The sequence below is a fragment of the Streptococcus sp. KHUD_015 genome (assembly GCF_051106265.1).
Lineage (GTDB): Bacteria > Bacillota > Bacilli > Lactobacillales > Streptococcaceae > Streptococcus.
In genome coordinates this window covers 631,708-648,705 of record NZ_CP193665.1, presented here as the reverse complement: position 1 = coordinate 648,705, position 16,998 = coordinate 631,708, and the positions used below count along the sequence as shown (strand labels likewise).

Below are 16,998 nucleotides of genomic sequence, written 5' to 3'. Positions count from 1 at the left end.
TTTTATTCACTAACCTTATAATAAAATTCGTTTGGATTGGACACTGTATCCACACTTTGAGTAAGTAACAAACGATCCTTGCTACTGTCAGACGCATCTTTGAAAGTGGTATCACCTACATTTATATCTGGATGCACAACTCCTTTTGGAATAAGTATAACCGACGCACCACCGCCACCACTAAATCCGATTCCAAATTTTGCCATATTATTTACAATTCTAGGTGGAGCCGGTGTTACTTCATCTCCGTTTGTAAATCCATGCTCATCAAAAGTGACTTCGCCACCCTTGTTATTCTTCCAAGTTCCTTTGATACTGCTGAAGTTTTTCTGGTAAATCTCAGCCAGGTGAGCACCAGGTTCCTTAGCCTGCTCCTCTAGGTCAATAAAGGGACGACTAGCTGAAGCATCATCAAAAGTCATCCAGTTCAAGCCTTCCAAATCAACCTTTTTAATCCCATCTAGCCCTTGTAAACTTGAAGGATCCTTGGTTTCTCTCAAATCATAGTTAACTGAACTGGCTTCCTGATAACGGCCATCTACAAAGAGATAAGTTTTAGCAATGGCCTCAGGTCTAGGAGAATTGAAATTTAGATAAGAAATCGCACCGTTCTCATAAGGAATAAGTATACGACGTTCTCCACCTCTTCCAGCTACTCCACCAGACTTCACTAGCAGAGTACCTTGATCAGTTAGATAATAAATTCCAAGTAAAATCGTATCTTGCTTAATCAGTAATTCCTTTTTTCCATCCTTATTGATATCATAAAAAGTATAAGCGATATCTCTTCCATCATAATCAAATAAAATGGAATTAATATAAGCCTCCTCTTTATCATCCAAGGAAGACTGAGGCATTTGTTTAGCCTGTGCTGTCTTAACCCTCTCTTTATAAGATTCCAAAACATTTTGATAAGCCACATGGTAATTAATCTTTGGTTGTTCAGCTTTTTTATCTTCTGAAGAACTGGTTTGGACTGTAGCGTCAGTTGACTCTCCCCCACTCGTCTGACTAGCTTGTTGACCACAGGCTGCTAATAAAATGACTGAGCCAGCCAATAACAAGCCACTTAAAATGCTTTTTTTGGACATAATACCCCTTTATTTCTTTTTAAAAGATTTGCCAGCCAGTATACCAGTCGGATCTGAAGTAATGGTCAACTCTCCACCTTTGATCTCATAACCTAGTTTCATTGAAGACAATTCAAAGGTCTTTTCTTTCTGGTTGACCTTCATCTCATCTGTCTGCTCTGTTTGCTTACCCTCTGTTAGGAAACCAATTGTTTTTCCTTTTGTATGAACTTGTCCCTTATCACCCTTGATTTGGATGGTCACGGTTACTTCTTCCATAAATGGCATGCTACCTTGGTAGACATAAGTTCCATCTGCTGAGGAACAGGCCACCAAAAGCAATAGACTCGTTGCTAACGATAATACAAATGCAACTTTCTTTTTCAATGTTTATCCCTCTTTTTTCTTTAAAACAATTCCTAATCCTGCCAAGAAGCCGTATCCTAATAAAGCTAGTAGGCTCACTTGACTTCCTGTATTTGGTAATACTTTTTGTCCGGCTTCTTCTTGTGTTAGAGATAAAACTGCTGGTGCTTGGTAGCTTGGTGCTGGCACTACAGGTTTCACATCTTGGTTGTCAGCTTGACCTGGCTCTTGGCCCGGCTCTTGACCTGGTTCTTTGTCTGGTTCTTTACCTGGCTCTTGACCTGGTTCTTTACCTGGTTCTTTGCCTGGCTCTTGACCTGGTTCTTTGCCTGGTTCTTTACCTGGTTCTTTGCCTGGTTCTTGGCTCGGCTCTTTGCCTGGCTCTTGACCTGGCTCTTTGCCTGGCTCTTTGCCTGGTTCTTTGCCTGGTTCTTTGCCTGGTTCTTTGCCTGGCTCTTGACCTGGCTCTTTTCCTGGTTCTTTGCCTGGTTCTTTGCCTGGTTCTTTACCTGGTTCTTTGCTTGGCTCTTTTCCTGGTTCTTTGCCTGGTTCTTTGCTTGGTTTCTCATTCTTAGGCTCATCAACTTTTGGTTGTTCTACCGTCGGCAACTTATCAAGCGGGAAGGCTGGTAGTTCCGGTTGGATTAAACCTTCACCATTCACACCACCTTTAAATTCTGGTTTTTCTGGAATGAGAGCGTCGTCGATTGTCTTACGAAGGAGAAGTTTTTGATAATCGCGTTCCGCTTCGTCTCTGGCTTTACGCGCTTGTTCTGCGTCTTCTTCTTTTTGTTTCACATCGCGTTTCAAGTCGTCTACGTGTTTGCAAAGTTCATCCAACTCTTTTGACTTAGCTTTCAATTCAACTTCCAATTTGGCTTTTTCTTGGCTCAAACGAAGTGTTTCTGCCAACTTATCTTTTGCTTTTTGAAGTGCGTCTTTAGCGTCTTTTAACTCTTTGTCAGCCTTCAAACGCTCAATCTTAGCATTTTCCAAATCTTTGTCTTTTTGTTGACTTTCTGCCAATTTCTTAGCTAATTCTTTGTCCGCTTTTTCTTTAGCCTTGCGAGCTTTATCCAGACGTAATGATTTAGCCTTGTCGTCAAGTGTTGCTTGTTCTAGCTTACGGTTAGCATCTTCTGCTTTTTCTTTGGCTTTTTCCAACTCTTTGACCGCTTCAGCACGTTTCGCTTCTTTATCTGGTGTTTCAGAAACTTCTTTTTCGAGGGATGCGATGCGTTTCTCAATTTCTTGAAGCTCTGTTTTCACTTTTTCTAAGTTAGCCTCGGCTGTTTTCTTGTCCGCTTTAGCTTTTTGTAATTCAGCTTCTACTTCTTGTTTGTTTTGTAGAATTGGGGTTGGAAGATTGGCTTTAGAGTTTGGTCCGTAGAGTTCATTGAACTTAGCTTTTTGTGCTGTTGAATCAGTGCTGTCTATATAATTAGGCCCGCCAACTGATAATACATGTATACGGAAATAATATAATAAATTGAGATCCTTGTCTTTGATAAGTGATGTGTTTAATCCCAAGTTGTCAACTTGGAGCAAACTATAAAAATGGAGATAATGACCTGTCAAGTAACCTTCTGCAAAGAATGACATGAATGTCTCAGTTATCTTCGAGAGTAATTCTTGTCTTGACATTTTATCTGTGTTCATTGGAATAGGCATAAGGTTTTCATAATATTGGCTGTATGTATCAACACCTGGATTTGCAGATGCTTTGAGACCTCGTTTTCGAGCCACCTCATTGATACCTCTTCCAAAATGTCCGTAACCTTGATAGTCATTGTCTTTGTAGACTTTTGCGACTTCTTTGGCGAAGTCTTTGTTGTTTGTGTTGAGTTTAGCTTCAGGTAAGTCTAATTGTTTGCGAAGACTGTTTAAAAGAGTAATAAAATGGTTATTTAAGTCATCAACAACATCTTGAGGTAGGTTGTTGGGGTCATATTGGACGTCATCTGTGTCGTCTTGGATTCCATTATTCCTGATGTTACGGATGTTGTCTCGCCATTTTTCGTTTGTTTTTTGGTCAAGCTTACGCAACTCGTTTTCAAGTCGTTGAATATCGTTACGATTAGTTTTCAACCACTCTTTGAATCGAGCGTTCCTTTCGTCATACGCTTTTTTGATTTGGTCTGCCGTCATACCTGTGGTGTCAGGAGATGGCTCTGGAAATTTATCCATACGACGTCTGATAAGCTCTTTAGCTTTGGCAATCCATTCTGGTGTCGCAGTGACCTCTGTTGGATATTGAGCGGACTTGAGTTTTTCTTCGGCTCCTTTAATCGCCTTATCCGCATCTTTTACGAGACCCTCTTTTACGGTCTTTTCGGCTTCTTTGTTGGCTTTGTTTTGTCGTTCTTGTACTTTTTTAGCTTCACGCGTTTTGTCGTTTTCTTTTACTTTTTCAAGCTCGGCTTCTGCGTTGCGTTTAGCTTGGTCTTTCATAAGTACGTCTTTATCAGCGTCATCTTTTTCTTTTTGAGCTTTGTTTTTCGCAGCTGGGTCAAAGTCATCTGTCGCGTCTTTTAACTCTCTATCAGCTTTTTCAACACCTGTACGAGCCTTATTAAGCTCGTCTTGGGCTCGTTTAGCATCATCAGACTTGTTACCAACTTGGTCGGCCTTATTCTTGGCATTAGCTTCTTTGTCGGCTTTAGCTTCTTCTTTAGCGGCAACATCTTGGGTTTCCGTTTGGATTTTTTCTGGTGTAGCTTCCTTTGCTTTTTCAAGGTCTTTTTCAAGCGCTTCTTTTTCAGCTTTTTTGGTATTTTTTTCGTTTTGAGCCTTATTGAGCTCATCTTGAGCTTTACTAGCATCTTTGGTTTTCTGGTCAGCATCTTTAGCGGTGTCAATGACACGTTTCTCAGCATTAGATAAGTCTTTGTCTGTGACCTTATTGTTTGTAATAGCGTTGACCGTGTTTTCAGTTGGCGCTTCACTAGCAAATACTGTTTGAGTAGTTGTTACTACTCCTAAACCAGCCACTGTAGCAGTTGTCATAATTAGGGACTTTTTCATCCTTATCTCCTTTACTTTTGATTGACTTGATTATACAGTAAATAATCCCCTTTTTGGAACTTTCCATTGAAAACAGTATAATTTTATTCCTTATCTTGAGTTTTAAACAAAAATCTACTAAAAACAGTAGATTTTTTCAAAATTATAAAAATTTAAGTTATAATAAAATAAATCAAGACTAAGGAGACTATCATGGAACCGAAACACTATGGAGAAATCATTCAAAAGATCCGTCAAGATCGTAATATGACCCTCAAAGAGGCTGCTGGAGATGCTATTACTCCCAATAACCTCAGTCGCTTTGAAAAAGGATTAACTTCTATCAAAGTCGATACTTTTTTTGAAATTTTGAGCAGATTTAATTTAGATGGGGAAGACTTTATAGAAGTTTTACATATTCAGTACGAGTCAGCCCAAAGAGTAAAACAAATTCTAAATGCATTGTCTAAAAATGATAGAACAAAAGCTAGACAAATACTAGGAAAGAAAAGTGAGTGGGAAAATCTCATAGACTATTACTCACTAAAATTAGTCATTTTAAGTTTAGAAAATAAATTGGATGAATTGACTCCTGATCAAGTAGAAGCTATTAATTACTTGCTCAACTATATATTTAGTATTGATACTCTTTATCTTCGTGATTTTACTATTATTGAAATTCTTTTATTATTTAAGACTCAATGTTTTGAGTTAAAATTCCTTGAATACCTCGAAAAGCTAATTGTCAAAGGATTAGAAGAAACTAAGCATAGAACTGAGCGTTTTTCTCGCAGATATGTTACAACTGGAAGCCTTTTAGTTAGAACATATTCTCACTATGGATACTACGATAAAGCAGAGAAGCTCATCTATAAGTTGAAAATCATAATATCTGAAGAATTCTATCAAGAATATTCAGCATTTCACCTATTTCATTTGAATATGTATGAAGTTTACAATCTACTTCGACAAAATAACCCAAAGGGTATTGAACGAGCTAATATTCTTCTTCATTACATGGATTCCCAAAACAACCTCTTCCCACTAGCATGGCTGTTTGAAACTAAAAACATATTCGTCCAAGAAGTTAAACGACTAAATAAAACTGGCATTCCATTCCCTACAGAAGATGAGAAATAACTAACAACATCAGTCTAGAGCAAAATGTTTTTATACTCAATGAAAATCAAAGAGCAAACTAGGAAGCTAGCCGCAGGTTGCTCAAAACACCGTTTTGAGGTTGTAGATAAGACTGACGAAGGCAGTAACCTTATACCTACGGCAAGGCGAAGCTGACGTGGTTTGAAGAGATTTTCGAAGAGTATTAACTTCAAAGCACCAAAGTCACTTTAGACTCTGGTGCTTTTTTGACTTTATTTTAAAGGAAAAACTCACCAAGCCGAGTTGATGAGTCCTTAATCTATTTTCTAAATTTCCACTGGCTATAAATCCCGAAACCGATAATCCAGATAGCTGATCCGATTGCTCCTACAAATGTAGACTCTTGTAAAAAGAGGGTTACAAAGACAAAGGCAAAGAAGAGCATGGTTAAAGGATTTAGGAAACGATAATGGGGCATGAGATAACCATCTGCCATAAAGTCTGGTGACTTGCGGTATTTAAGGTGAGCCACCATAATCAAGATATAAATGGCGATATAGACACCTGATGATGATGCCGTAATCAAGGCAAAGGCATCCGAAACACTTGGCAAGACATTAATAAAGGCTGCTAGGGCAATCAAGATTGCTGAAGCAATGATGGCATTTTGTGGTACGTTATGGCGAGAAAGAGTATCCGCCTTGATTGCTTTTAGGAATGAATTTGGCGAATCATGGGCAATCTGATACAAATGACGACCTGTTGAATAAAGGGTTGAGTTAAGGGCAGAAGCTGCTGATGTCAAAACGACGAAGTTAATTAAGGCCGCTGCCCACTTGATACCTGCCAATTCAAATACTGTTACAAAAGGTGAATCAGCAGAAGCAAGTTCACGCCATGGAATGATAGCCATGATGGCTAAGAGGGCACCACCGTAGAAAAAGGCGATACGCAAAGGAATTTCCTTAACGGCTTTTGGTAAGACCTGACGTGGATTTTTTGTTTCTGAAGTCGTTACCCCAATAAACTCAATCATGAGGTAGGCAAAGAACACCATCTGGAAAGCCATAACAAAGTTCACTCCACCATTAGGGAAGAGGGAGAAATTGTCGGCGATATTAGCTAAACTTGCTACTCCATGAGGTGTCTTAAATCCTGTCAAGACCATAAAGATCCCTGTGGCAATCATGGCTAAAATAGCCACAATCTTGACCATAGCAAACCAAAACTCGACTTCCCCAAAGAGCTTAACCGCGATCAGATTGACCAAGGCTAAAATGGTCAAAAATCCAATCTCAATCATCCAACTGGGCCAGCTAGGGAACCAGAACTGAACATAGTGAGAGATAGCAGTGATTTCCGCCATACCGATAAAAACAACGGATAGCCAGTAAGACCAGACTGAGAAATAGCCCCAGCCCTTACCCAAATGGCGCGTGATAAAGTTGATAAAGGTATGTTGCTCAGGGTCTTGGTAGAGCATTTCCCCAACTGCACGCATCATGAGGAACATAAAAGCCCCAGTAATCATATAAATCAGTACAATGGAAGGACCTGTTAGGCTGATAGAGCGACCTGCTCCCAAAAAGAGTCCTGTTCCGATTGTTCCAGCAATGGCCATAACCTGCACATGACGATTGGTCAGACCACGCTCCATCTTATTTTTTTTCTTCTTTGAACTCATATCGTCTCCAATTCAATTTAAAATGGAAAAAGGAGTGAGTGAAGCGCATCGCCTCCCCACCCCTTTTTTCTGTTTTTAGGCTGTTTTTTCAACCTTCAAGATTTTTACATCATAGCTACCAACAGGTGTTTCAATGGTTGCTGTGTCACCTGTTTTCTTGCCAATCAAGGCTTGTCCAATTGGGCTTTCATTTGAAACCTTACCTGCAAAGGCATCCGCACCCGCTGAACCTACGATAATATAAACTTCTTCTTCATCCTCACCAATTTCTTGGATAGTGACTGTTTTACCAATCGCTACTTCGTCTTGGGCAACTGAGTCGCTATTGACGATTTCAGCATAGCGAATTTTTGTTTCCAAGCTAGAGATTTGCCCTTCGACAAAGGCTTGTTCATCCTTAGCTGCTTCGTATTCACTGTTTTCAGAAAGGTCACCGTATGAACGGGCAATCTTAATGCGTTCTACCACTTCTGGACGGCGAACCAATTTCAATTCTTCTAATTCTTTTTCAAGTTTTTCCTTTTCCGCAAGGGTCATAGGATATGTTTTTTCTGCCATTTTTCTCAACTTTCTTCTAATGATATTCTCTAAAGAAAATTATGTGAAGCATCACATGATTTTAGTTTGTTTGGTTTAATTTGCTGTTGACATGTTCAGCGACATTACGATCATGCTCCTCCTGAGTAGCAGCATAATAGACCTTGCCATCTGTAACATTAGCTACAAAGTATAAGTTATCACTCTTAGTCTGATTAATACTTGCCTCGATGGCATCCAAACTTGGACTATCTACTGGGCCTGGCATCAAACCAGCTTTCGTATAAACATTATACGGTGAATTAATTGTCGTATCAATTCCAGCATCATCAGCAAGACTAATCTTCTGACCAAGTTTGCCTTGGGCATACAAGATGGCAATATTGCTTTGAAGTGGCATACCAAGATTCAAGCGATTGTAGAAGACACCTGCAATCAACTTACGATCTTCAGTCTTAGCACCTTCTTTTTCAACAAGTGACGCAATTGTTAGCAATTCATTGACTGTCAAGTTTTTAGACTTGATTGCACTATAATGAGGCGCCAAAGTCTTGTCCATAGCTGCCAGCATCTCATCAATCAAGCTTTCAATAGTTGTGCTTTCCTTGATAGAGTAAGTCGCTGGGAAGAGGAAACCTTCTAAACGATAACGAACTCCACTTTCTTTCGTTGGCAAGCTTTCAAGTAGACTAGGATATTTGGCAACTTCTTGGCTGATAAAGTTCTCATCTTGAACTTTTGCCAGAAAGGCATCAGCTGTCAAAGGCTCTTTGAATTCACCTTGCAATTGACCTACTGCTTGTGCAATTTGATCAATCGTATAACCTTCTGGAATTGTTAAATTCGCAAGCGCAGGTTCTTGAGCTTCAGCTGTTCCACCTTTTTGTAGTTCGTGGATGATATCTTCTGTACTCATGCTCTTTTGCAAATTGTAATAGCCAGATTTCAAATCTGAATAATTTTTATATTTTGCATAAAAAGCAAAAATCACTCCGTGTTTAATCAAGCCAGACTTTTCAAGAGTTGAACCAATTGTTTGAACATTAGCTCCTTCTGGGATTTGCACTGTCACATATTGTTTAGATGAAGCATCCACAGGCTTCAAAGACGACTGAACATACTGATAACCGAAGTAACCACCTGCTGAAATCAAGCCTAGGAAAATCAGCAGAGAAATGAAGAAGGCCTTGAATCCTGATTTTTTCTTCTTAGTAGGCTGAACTGTCTCACGACGGCTACGACGTGGAGTTGCAGGCATTTCTTCTACAGCTTTCTTTTCCACTACTGGTTTTGAAGTAGGAACTTCTCTTTTTACCTCTCTCTGACCTTCTGTCTTATAAGAAACAGCTACCCTTGTTGGAATTTCATTAAATTCCTTCTCTACGTTTCTAGGACTAACAGGTCCTGGAGTTGGTCTTGATACTCCTTCCGCTGATGGAGTAGAAGGTCCTTCTTGACTCGGGTGACTAGGAGTAAGTGGAGCTTGTCTTGCAGCCTCTTCTGCTGGAGAAGAAGGAACATCTTGACTTGGATGGCTTGGAACAGTAAGAGTTTCTCTTTTTATCTCATCTGATGGAGAAGCTGGTAAATCTTGGCTGGGGTGAGTCGGCACGGTAGGAGCGTTTCTCATAATATCCTCTACAGCTGATAGAGAATCTTCCATCAAATCTTCTATTGACTGATCATTTTTAGAAGAAAGTTGGGGTTTTATTGAAGCTAAATTAACTTCTTCCTGATCTTCTTCATGTTTTTTAACTCGTTCTAAATCACGTAAAATCTGCTCTTTAAAGCTTAATTTTTCGTCTTCTCTTGATTTTTCACTCAAAAGTTTTTCCTCCTCGTTGACAATCCATAATATTATATCTTAAAAACGAAAGAAAAGCAACCTAGCATGCTTTTCTAGCCTATTTTTTAGCTTCCCAGACCATATCATACCAGGTTTCCCCTGCAAAGGTTAACTGAGACAGACCTTCATTGACAAATCCATGTCTTTCATAGTAGGCGATGAGATAGTCATGACAGGTTAAATTAATACCTTCTCTTTCGTTGGTAAGAGCCAGGTCTTTCAAGGCTGTTAGCAATTTCTGACCAAGTCCAAGTCCCTGTGCTTCCTTGGCAATAGACAGACAGGTGACAGAGATATAGCCACCAGGCTCATGACCATAGTCTTCTATCTCTTCTGTAAAAGACTGGTCTTGCAGATGGCGTTGGGGGCCAACTGGTCCTTCTATATACCCAATAATCTTACCCTCTTTTTCTGCAACCAGAAAAGAGGTCTGAATTTCTCGCAAATGCGCCTCAAAAACAGAGCGAGGAATGGCTTCTTCAATCGAGAAATTTTCTAGTTCAATCTCAACGATACGATCCAAATCTTCTAATCTTGCTTTCCTAATTTCCATTTTGCCTCCTAAAAAAAGAGATTAAACCAAATCATACTAAAACCCTGGCTAGTTGCATAAAGCGAGGTTTCTTCATCAATAAAACCGTTCATTTCAAAATAGGAAAGCAACTCTTCCGGACTCTTCAAACGAATCCCTTTGTACTCCAGCTCAACTGCCACCTCTTTCAAAGCCGCAAGAAGAAGCGTTCCCAAGCCCTGTCTCTGATGGTCAGTATCAATGACTAAAGAATGTATTTCTAGACATTTCGGATTATGTGGATAAGGACCACCTAGAACATAGCCCAACAGCTGATTTTCATCCCTAGCTAGAAGAAAGGTATCCGCATACTTACGGATACTTTCTTCTAAAATATGGGAAGGTTGCTGCTTTTCAGCTGGAAAAGATGAAGCCTGGAGTGCCTCTATCTCAGCCAAATCAGACTTACTCGCCTGAATGATCTTAATTGGAATTTCCATGGGAAAATCCTATTGAACATTGCTTGTCAAGTTAGACAAGAGTCGCTCAAATGAGTATTCATAGGTTTGGATATCTCCTGCTCCCATAAAGACATAGACAGCATTATCATGGTCTAGGAGTGGAGAAACATTTTCAACAGTGATAACTTGGTGTTTCTTATTGATTTTATTGGCTAGGTCTTCTACCTTAACATCACCATGATCTACTTCACGCGCAGATCCATAAATTTGTGCTAGATAAACGGCATCCGCTTGGTTCAAAGCGTGGGCAAATTCGTCCAACAAAGCAATGGTTCTGGTAAAAGTATGAGGTTGGAAGACTGCTACAATTTCCTTGCTTGGGTATTTCTGACGAGCTGCATCCAAGGTCGCAATGATTTCTGTTGGATGGTGGGCAAAGTCATCGATAATCACTGTATCATTGACAATTTTCTCAGTGAAACGACGCTTAACACCGGCAAATGTTTTCAAGTGCTCACGCACCAAGTTCAAATCAAATCCTGCTGTGTAAAGCAATCCGATAACGGCTGTCGCATTCATGATATTGTGACGACCAAAGGTTGGGATGTGGAATTGACCCAATTCTTGTCCACGGAAGTGAACTGTGAAGGTTGAACCAGTTGTTGAACGAAGAAGATCGCTAGCTACAAAGTCATTACCTTCCGCTTCAAAACCATAATAATAAATCGGAGCATTGGCTGTAATTTTACGCAATTCTGCATCTTCACCATAGACAAAAAGACCCTTGGTAATTTGTTTAGCATAGTCATTAAAGGCATTGAAAACATCCTCTAGACTTGTGAAGTAGTCTGGATGGTCAAAGTCAATGTTGGTGATAATAGAGTATTCTGGATGGTAAGGCATAAAGTGACGCTCATATTCGTCAGATTCAAAGACAAAATATTTGGCATTGGCCGAACCACGACCTGTTCCATCCCCAATCAAGAAGCTAGTGTCTGTGATGTGAGACAAGACGTGAGACAACATACCCGTCGTTGAAGTTTTTCCATGCGCTCCTGCTACCCCCATGCTAACAAAGTCACGCATAAAGCTACCTAGGAACTCATGGTAACGTTTGTAGCTGATACCATTTTGGTCTGCATAGGCAATTTCGACGTTGTTATCTGGACGGAATGCATTTCCAGCGATAATTTCCATATCACCGTCTAGATTCTTTTCATCAAAAGGAAGAATGGTAATTCCTGCCTGCTCAAGACCACGTTGAGTGAAGTAGTACTTTTCAACATCTGATCCCTGTACCTTGTGCCCCATTTGGTGCAACATCAAGGCCAAGGCACTCATCCCTGATCCCTTAATTCCGATAAAATGATATGTCTTTGACATGTTTCCTCCCCTATTCTGTAATTCTGGTCAGATTCAACTCTTGGGCAACCCGACGTTCTTGTTCTGTTTGTTTACTTTTTTTATTGTAGATTTGGCTCTTCTTTAGAAAATCATAGTTATTTTTCTTTGGAGCGGGTGCTGACACTTCTTCATTCTTAGTAGGTATAGAATGAACTTCTTCCGCCAAGATATAATGAGACTGAGTCAATTTTTGACTATATTTGACAAATTCACCAGGATTTTCCTTTTGGAAAGGCGCGGTAGGTTGATTGCCCTTTCTAACTAGACTTGGCTGAGAATGGCGTCTTGTAGGAGTGATGTCCTTAGTAAGATAGCTTGCCGAGCGTTTCTTTTTCAAATCTGCACGTGCTTCTTCACGCGCCACCTCCGCATAGCTCTTTCCTTCTTTTTTTACCCCTAAAGGAGCCTTTTTAGTTTTCTCTACTTGCTTTTCAATCGGTTTGACTGGTGTTTCTTCAGCAATAGGAGCCCATTCTAAATAATTTTTATCTCGATACTCACCCTTGATATTACTGATCAGATCAGACTCATCATAGAGATTCATGACTGGCATTTCAGTCAACATGACCTCGTCATCTGACACCAATGGAAATCGTTCTTGTTTCATTTTCTATTTCCTTTCAACACTTCATTATAGCGTATTGTCTTGATTTTTCAAGTGCTGACTTCAGAAATTCCCAAAATTTCTCTAATTTCTGCTAGGGTCAGGCTGCCACGTGACTCTGTTCCGTCCAATACTTGTGACACCAAATGTTTCTTTTGTTCTTGGAGTTCCTGAATTTTTTCTTCGATAGTTCCTTTAGTTACCAAGCGATAGACCTCAACCATTTCCTCTTGTCCCATCCGATGGGCACGGCCAATGGCTTGCGCTTCCACCGCAGGATTCCACCAAAGGTCAACCAAAATAACCGTATCAGCACCTGTCAGGTTCAGACCGACCCCACCTGCCTTGAGGGAAATCAGAAAGGCATCTCGTTCCCCTTGGTTAAAGGCCTTGGTCATGTCTTGTCTTTCCTTGGCTGGGGTCGAACCTGTAATTTTAAAGGAAGTCAAGCCCAAGTCTGGCAGTTCTTGTTCAATTTTTTCCAACATTCCCTTGAACTGAGAGAAAATCAAGACACGGTGTCCGCCGTCTGCCACCTGTAGCAGCAGGTCTCGGAGACTATCTAGTTTGCCGCTGGCTCCCTGATAATCTTCCATAAAGAGGGCAGGGGTGTCACAGATTTGACGCAAGCGCATCAGACCAGACAAGATTTCCACTCGACTACGCTGAAATTCCTGATCTGACACCTGAGCCAATCTATCTCTCATCTGTTGCAACTGGGCTAGGTAGATAGCCTTTTGCTGGTCTTCCAGTTCATTTTTATAAACCACTTCAATCAAGTCTGGCAATTCAGTCAGCACTTCTTCTTTCTTGCGTCGCATCACGAAAGGCTTGATAAACTGAGCCACGCGCTCAGCTGGCAATTTCATAAATTCTTTCTTGCTTGGCAAAAGTCCTGGCATGACGATTTGGAAAATAGACCACAGCTCACCTAGATGGTTTTCAATAGGAGTCCCTGACAAGGCAAAGACTGACGGCACCACAAACTGTCTCAAGGTCTGAGCTATCTTAGTCTGGGCATTTTTCATGACCTGAGCCTCATCTAAGAAAAGGAAGTCAAAGGCCATCCCCTGATAAAGCTCACTGTCCTGACGGAAAGTAGCATAACTCGTCACATAAATTTGATGGCTCTCGACAAGAATCTCTTCTCGACCAGATTTCAAGCCATGAACAACAGCCACATCCAACTGTGGAGCAAATTTCTGAAATTCATCTGCCCAGTTGTAGATTAAACCTGACGGTGCTAAAATCAAAACCCGACTTTCTTTTGTCACTTGACTGGTCAAAAAAGCAATGGTCTGCAGGGTTTTACCAAGTCCCATATCATCAGCCAAAATTCCACCAAAACCATAATGATGGAGCATTTGCAGCCAGCCGATTCCCTTTTCCTGATAATCTCGCAAGTCAGCCTGAACCTGAGTTGCCTGTCGAGGAAAATCCTCTGGATGTGTCAAATCGTGGGCCAGATTCTGGAATTCTTGTGAAAAAGAAACACGGTCACGCCCTTCAAAGAGATGAGCTAAACTGTAGGCCAAGGATTTTCGAGCCTGCAAGGCCCCATCTTTTAATTCAAATTGTCCTAGTTCCTGTAGATTTTGGCGAATTTTCTTGGTTTCTTCATCGAAAAAGTAGACTTGATTGGACGAATCAATGTAAAAATCCTTGTTGGCAACCAAAGCCTGCATGGCTTGGTCAATTTCCTCTTGGGCAATATCTTGAAAATCAAACTGGATTTCCAAGAGGCCTCCCTTGGACGCAATCTGCACTTGGGGGCTCGCTAGGTTATAGAGTTCTTCTAACTTGTCTGATAGGTCAACATTCCCGAGTTTTTCAAAGACTGGAATGATTTCATGGAAGAAATGATAGATAGACTCCGCTTTTAGGGCCTGACGCCAAGATTGAAAGTCTGCTTCAAATCCCGCTACCAAACAGGCTTGGAAAACTCTTTCTTCTAAGTCATCATCACTCGAAAATGGTAATTCTTCCAGCTCTTGTCGGCTAGATACCTGTCTATTTCCATAATCAAACTGGATTTCTAGACGAATTCGATTATCCTCTTCCCTATCAAAGTAAAAAGAGGGCGCAAAGGATTTGATTTGTAGACGTTCTGGAGCTGAAACGGTCCCCATTTGGCTAAAAAGAGTTAAACAAGAAGCCAACTTATCTCGATCACTACTATCAAATTGTAGGTATTTCTTTCCATACTGATCCAAAGGCAGTGCTTTGATTTCTTTGAGAAGACGCGTCTGCTGATCGGTTAGAAAATAAACCTGTCCTTTATGAAACAGCACAGCTCCTTGATAAAAGACATTGACCCTGGGGCTCTCGCTGATTTCCATTTCAAAATAATCCGAGTATTCTGTTACTGTAAAGGCAAATAAATTAGCATCAGCATGCATATCCTGAAAAAAGAAAACCTGATAGCTATCCACTTGATGGTCAAATTGAAAATGGGGCAAGGCCATCAGTAAATTCACACCCTGCTCAAAAAAGGTCAGAGGAAAAAAGAGGTGCCGTCCTTGATTTTGGAAAAAGAGGTCTGGAGCCTGTCCTTCCTCCATCAGTCCACGCAAGAAAGTCAGAAGCTCTTGGCTGGCCTCATCAAAGGATTCCCAAGACAAGGACTCCTCATAGACCTTGCCAATCATATACGACTTTCTCTGCTCGACAACTTTTAAAAAGAGTGGGATATCCCGAATGACATAGTATTTTTGACTATTGATTTGCCCGATTCTCAAGGTCCACAAGATATGATTGGTTCCTGCTTCCACCTGCCCCACAGCCGATAATTCATATGCTCGGTCTGGGCTTGGAGACAAGATTCGATCTAAAAATTTGCCACCCAAGGTCACCTTGGTTTCAACGGCTTCTTTTTCCTCATGACCTTCTTCCAGACTCTGCAAGATTTCCTGACCACGCTCATCATTTTTAAGAAAATGCTCCAACGCTGCCAAATGCACACAGTAGCCCCTCTTTTGGAAAAAATCGCAAGCACAAAAAACCAAATCATCCTCTAAACTATAGCGCAGTTCTTCTTCTGCAACGCGAGCGTAGAGCCGATTATTCTTTTCCTTGATGATGTCAACTTTACCAGTTTCATAAAGGGCAACGCCTTCGATACGGATTTTCCCGGGAATCAATTTAGCCATATTTTTACCTGTACCTTATCTTTTCATTATACCATATTCCCTACGAAAATAGCCTCCTAGGAAGACTTTTCTCCTAAAAGGCTGGATTTTTAAAGTTTAGCAAAAGTTGTCACAATCCGCTGACAAACTTCTTGCAGCAGAGATTTAGGCATGGCTACATTGAGGCGAGCATGGAGACTTCCTTCCTCCCCAAAATCCAAACCACGATTGAGGATAACCTTGGCTTCATTTCTCAACAGCTCTTGCAATCTTTCATCAGTCAGGTCATAGGCTGAAAAATCAAGCCAAATCAAGTAGGTTCCTTGCGGTTTCATGACTTTGATTTTTGTCTCTTTTCCAAATAAATCTACCACATAATTAATATGGTCTTCAAAGACTTGCTTGAGTTCCTCTAGCCAATCCTTCCCATAGCGATAAGCAGCTTCTGTCGCCAAATAGCCCAAACCTGAAATTTCATGCTGGTTATTGGCCAACTGGCGTTTCTGGTAAGCCACTCTCAATTTCGGATTTTCAATGACGGCATAGGAATTTTTTGTCCCAGCAATATTAAAGGTTTTAGTGGCACTGCTCAAGACAATTGCAAATTCTTTGAAGGCAGGATTGATGGTATTGAAGGAATGGTGCTTATGACCAAAGAGGGCCAAATCTTGGTGAATTTCATCTGAAACTAGCAAAACACCGTGTTTTTGGCAGAGTTGGCCAATCTTCTCCAACACTTCTTTTTCCCAAACACGTCCACCAGGATTGTGAGGATTGCAAAGAATATAGAGTTTGACCTCCTCTTCCACCAAATCCTTTTCAAGTCGGTCAAAGTCAATCTCAAACAGACCATCCTTTTCCACCAAAGAATTGGTAATCAATCTACGATTGTTCAACTTGACACTGCGAGCAAAGGGTGGATAGACAGGTGTGTTAATCAGAACCGCTTCACCTTCTTTTGTAAAGGCTTGAATAGCTGTTGAGATGGCTGGTACCACACCCTCGATAAAGACAAGGGCCTCTTTATCAAAGTGGTAACCGTGTTGTGTAGCTTCCCACTTTTGAACTTCCTTGATTAACTCTTCACTGGCATAAGTATAACCATAAACCAGTTGATCAGCGTAAGTTTGCACGGCTTGGCGGATTTCAGGCAAGACTACAAAGTCCATATCCGCTATCCAAGCTGGCAAGACTTCACTATCCGTTTCTGCCTCTTTCCATTTATAGGTATGGTGGCCTAAACGATTGGGCAGGCTTGTAAAATCATATTTTCCCATCTTTTT

At 40.7% G+C, this 16,998-nt stretch carries 12 protein-coding genes and 2 pseudogenes; 1 reads left to right on the top strand and 13 read right to left on the bottom strand.

Going from position 1 to position 16,998, the window contains the following annotated elements; all coding sequences use genetic code 11:
* Window positions 1–2 precede the first annotated feature (2 nt).
* Genes ACORHU_RS02940 through ACORHU_RS02930 form a run of 3 tightly spaced genes read right to left on the bottom strand, consistent with a single transcriptional unit; the run spans window position 3 to window position 4,460 of the window.
* A complete protein-coding gene (locus ACORHU_RS02940; protein ID WP_434364732.1) occupies window positions 3–1,091 on the bottom strand; it encodes a DUF6287 domain-containing protein in 1,089 nt (362 codons plus the stop codon).
* A 9-nt stretch (window positions 1,092–1,100) separates the two neighbouring features.
* On the bottom strand, window positions 1,101–1,457 hold the full coding sequence (locus ACORHU_RS02935) for a hypothetical protein (RefSeq protein ID WP_000730919.1): 357 nt from the start codon (window positions 1,455–1,457) through the stop codon (window positions 1,101–1,103).
* A 3-nt stretch (window positions 1,458–1,460) separates the two neighbouring features.
* Entirely contained in the window at window positions 1,461–4,460 is a 3,000-nt protein-coding gene (locus ACORHU_RS02930) for an SEC10/PgrA surface exclusion domain-containing protein (RefSeq protein WP_434364731.1), read from the bottom strand.
* Window positions 4,461–4,652: 192 nt separating this feature from the next.
* On the opposite strand from ACORHU_RS02930, the gene ACORHU_RS02925 reads away from it, so the two are divergent.
* Window positions 4,653–5,579 (top strand): helix-turn-helix domain-containing protein, encoded by a 927-nt coding sequence (locus ACORHU_RS02925; RefSeq protein ID WP_434364730.1) that lies wholly within the window; start codon window positions 4,653–4,655, stop codon window positions 5,577–5,579.
* A 280-nt stretch (window positions 5,580–5,859) separates the two neighbouring features.
* Here ACORHU_RS02925 and ACORHU_RS02920 read toward each other — a convergent pair whose 3' ends face one another.
* The 10 genes and pseudogenes from ACORHU_RS02920 to ACORHU_RS02875 all read right to left on the bottom strand — a co-directional run bounded on the left by ACORHU_RS02920 (window position 5,860) and on the right by ACORHU_RS02875 (window position 16,992).
* Window positions 5,860–7,224, bottom strand: a complete 1,365-nt coding sequence (locus tag ACORHU_RS02920; protein WP_434364729.1) for an amino acid permease — start codon at window positions 7,222–7,224, stop codon at window positions 5,860–5,862.
* 75 nt (window positions 7,225–7,299) lie between these two features.
* Window positions 7,300–7,782, bottom strand: a complete 483-nt coding sequence (gene greA, locus ACORHU_RS02915; RefSeq protein ID WP_000818750.1) for a transcription elongation factor GreA — start codon at window positions 7,780–7,782, stop codon at window positions 7,300–7,302.
* Window positions 7,783–7,843: 61 nt separating this feature from the next.
* A pseudogene (gene mltG, locus ACORHU_RS02910) lies at window positions 7,844–9,181 on the bottom strand (endolytic transglycosylase MltG); the annotation flags it as partial.
* A 71-nt stretch (window positions 9,182–9,252) separates the two neighbouring features.
* Window positions 9,253–9,586, bottom strand: a pseudogene (locus tag ACORHU_RS02905) (endolytic transglycosylase MltG); the annotation flags it as partial.
* Between the two features lie 79 nt (window positions 9,587–9,665).
* Entirely contained in the window at window positions 9,666–10,160 is a 495-nt protein-coding gene (locus ACORHU_RS02900) for a GNAT family N-acetyltransferase (protein ID WP_434364728.1), read from the bottom strand.
* Window positions 10,161–10,168: 8 nt separating this feature from the next.
* Window positions 10,169–10,618, bottom strand: a complete 450-nt coding sequence (locus tag ACORHU_RS02895; protein ID WP_000405276.1) for a GNAT family N-acetyltransferase — start codon at window positions 10,616–10,618, stop codon at window positions 10,169–10,171.
* A 9-nt stretch (window positions 10,619–10,627) separates the two neighbouring features.
* A complete protein-coding gene (gene murC, locus ACORHU_RS02890) occupies window positions 10,628–11,962 on the bottom strand; it encodes a UDP-N-acetylmuramate--L-alanine ligase (protein WP_125421790.1) in 1,335 nt (444 codons plus the stop codon).
* Between the two features lie 10 nt (window positions 11,963–11,972).
* Window positions 11,973–12,590: a cystathionine gamma-synthase gene (locus ACORHU_RS02885; protein WP_434364727.1), complete on the bottom strand. Its 618-nt coding sequence runs from the start codon at window positions 12,588–12,590 to the stop codon at window positions 11,973–11,975.
* Window positions 12,591–12,637: 47 nt separating this feature from the next.
* A complete protein-coding gene (locus ACORHU_RS02880) occupies window positions 12,638–15,736 on the bottom strand; it encodes a DEAD/DEAH box helicase (RefSeq protein ID WP_434364726.1) in 3,099 nt (1,032 codons plus the stop codon).
* A gap of 89 nt (window positions 15,737–15,825) precedes the next feature.
* A complete protein-coding gene (locus ACORHU_RS02875) occupies window positions 15,826–16,992 on the bottom strand; it encodes a MalY/PatB family protein (RefSeq protein WP_434364725.1) in 1,167 nt (388 codons plus the stop codon).
* Between the last annotated feature and the right edge of the window lie 6 nt (window positions 16,993–16,998).

What these genes read in the sequence shown, in the direction of transcription:
- ACORHU_RS02940 (WP_434364732.1), bottom strand. Translation starts at nt 1,091, where the DNA reads ATGTCCAAAAAAAGCATTTTAAGTGGCTTGTTATTGGCTGGCTCAGTC.
- ACORHU_RS02925 (WP_434364730.1), top strand. Translation starts at nt 4,653, where the DNA reads ATGGAACCGAAACACTATGGAGAAATCATTCAAAAGATCCGTCAAGAT.
- ACORHU_RS02880 (WP_434364726.1), bottom strand. Translation starts at nt 15,736, where the DNA reads ATGGCTAAATTGATTCCCGGGAAAATCCGTATCGAAGGCGTTGCCCTT.
- ACORHU_RS02885 (WP_434364727.1), bottom strand. Translation starts at nt 12,590, where the DNA reads ATGAAACAAGAACGATTTCCATTGGTGTCAGATGACGAGGTCATGTTG.
- ACORHU_RS02920 (WP_434364729.1), bottom strand. Translation starts at nt 7,224, where the DNA reads ATGAGTTCAAAGAAGAAAAAAAATAAGATGGAGCGTGGTCTGACCAAT.
- ACORHU_RS02875 (WP_434364725.1), bottom strand. Translation starts at nt 16,992, where the DNA reads ATGGGAAAATATGATTTTACAAGCCTGCCCAATCGTTTAGGCCACCAT.
- murC (WP_125421790.1), bottom strand. Translation starts at nt 11,962, where the DNA reads ATGTCAAAGACATATCATTTTATCGGAATTAAGGGATCAGGGATGAGT.
- ACORHU_RS02895 (WP_000405276.1), bottom strand. Translation starts at nt 10,618, where the DNA reads ATGGAAATTCCAATTAAGATCATTCAGGCGAGTAAGTCTGATTTGGCT.
- ACORHU_RS02900 (WP_434364728.1), bottom strand. Translation starts at nt 10,160, where the DNA reads ATGGAAATTAGGAAAGCAAGATTAGAAGATTTGGATCGTATCGTTGAG.
- ACORHU_RS02930 (WP_434364731.1), bottom strand. Translation starts at nt 4,460, where the DNA reads ATGAAAAAGTCCCTAATTATGACAACTGCTACAGTGGCTGGTTTAGGA.
- greA (WP_000818750.1), bottom strand. Translation starts at nt 7,782, where the DNA reads ATGGCAGAAAAAACATATCCTATGACCCTTGCGGAAAAGGAAAAACTT.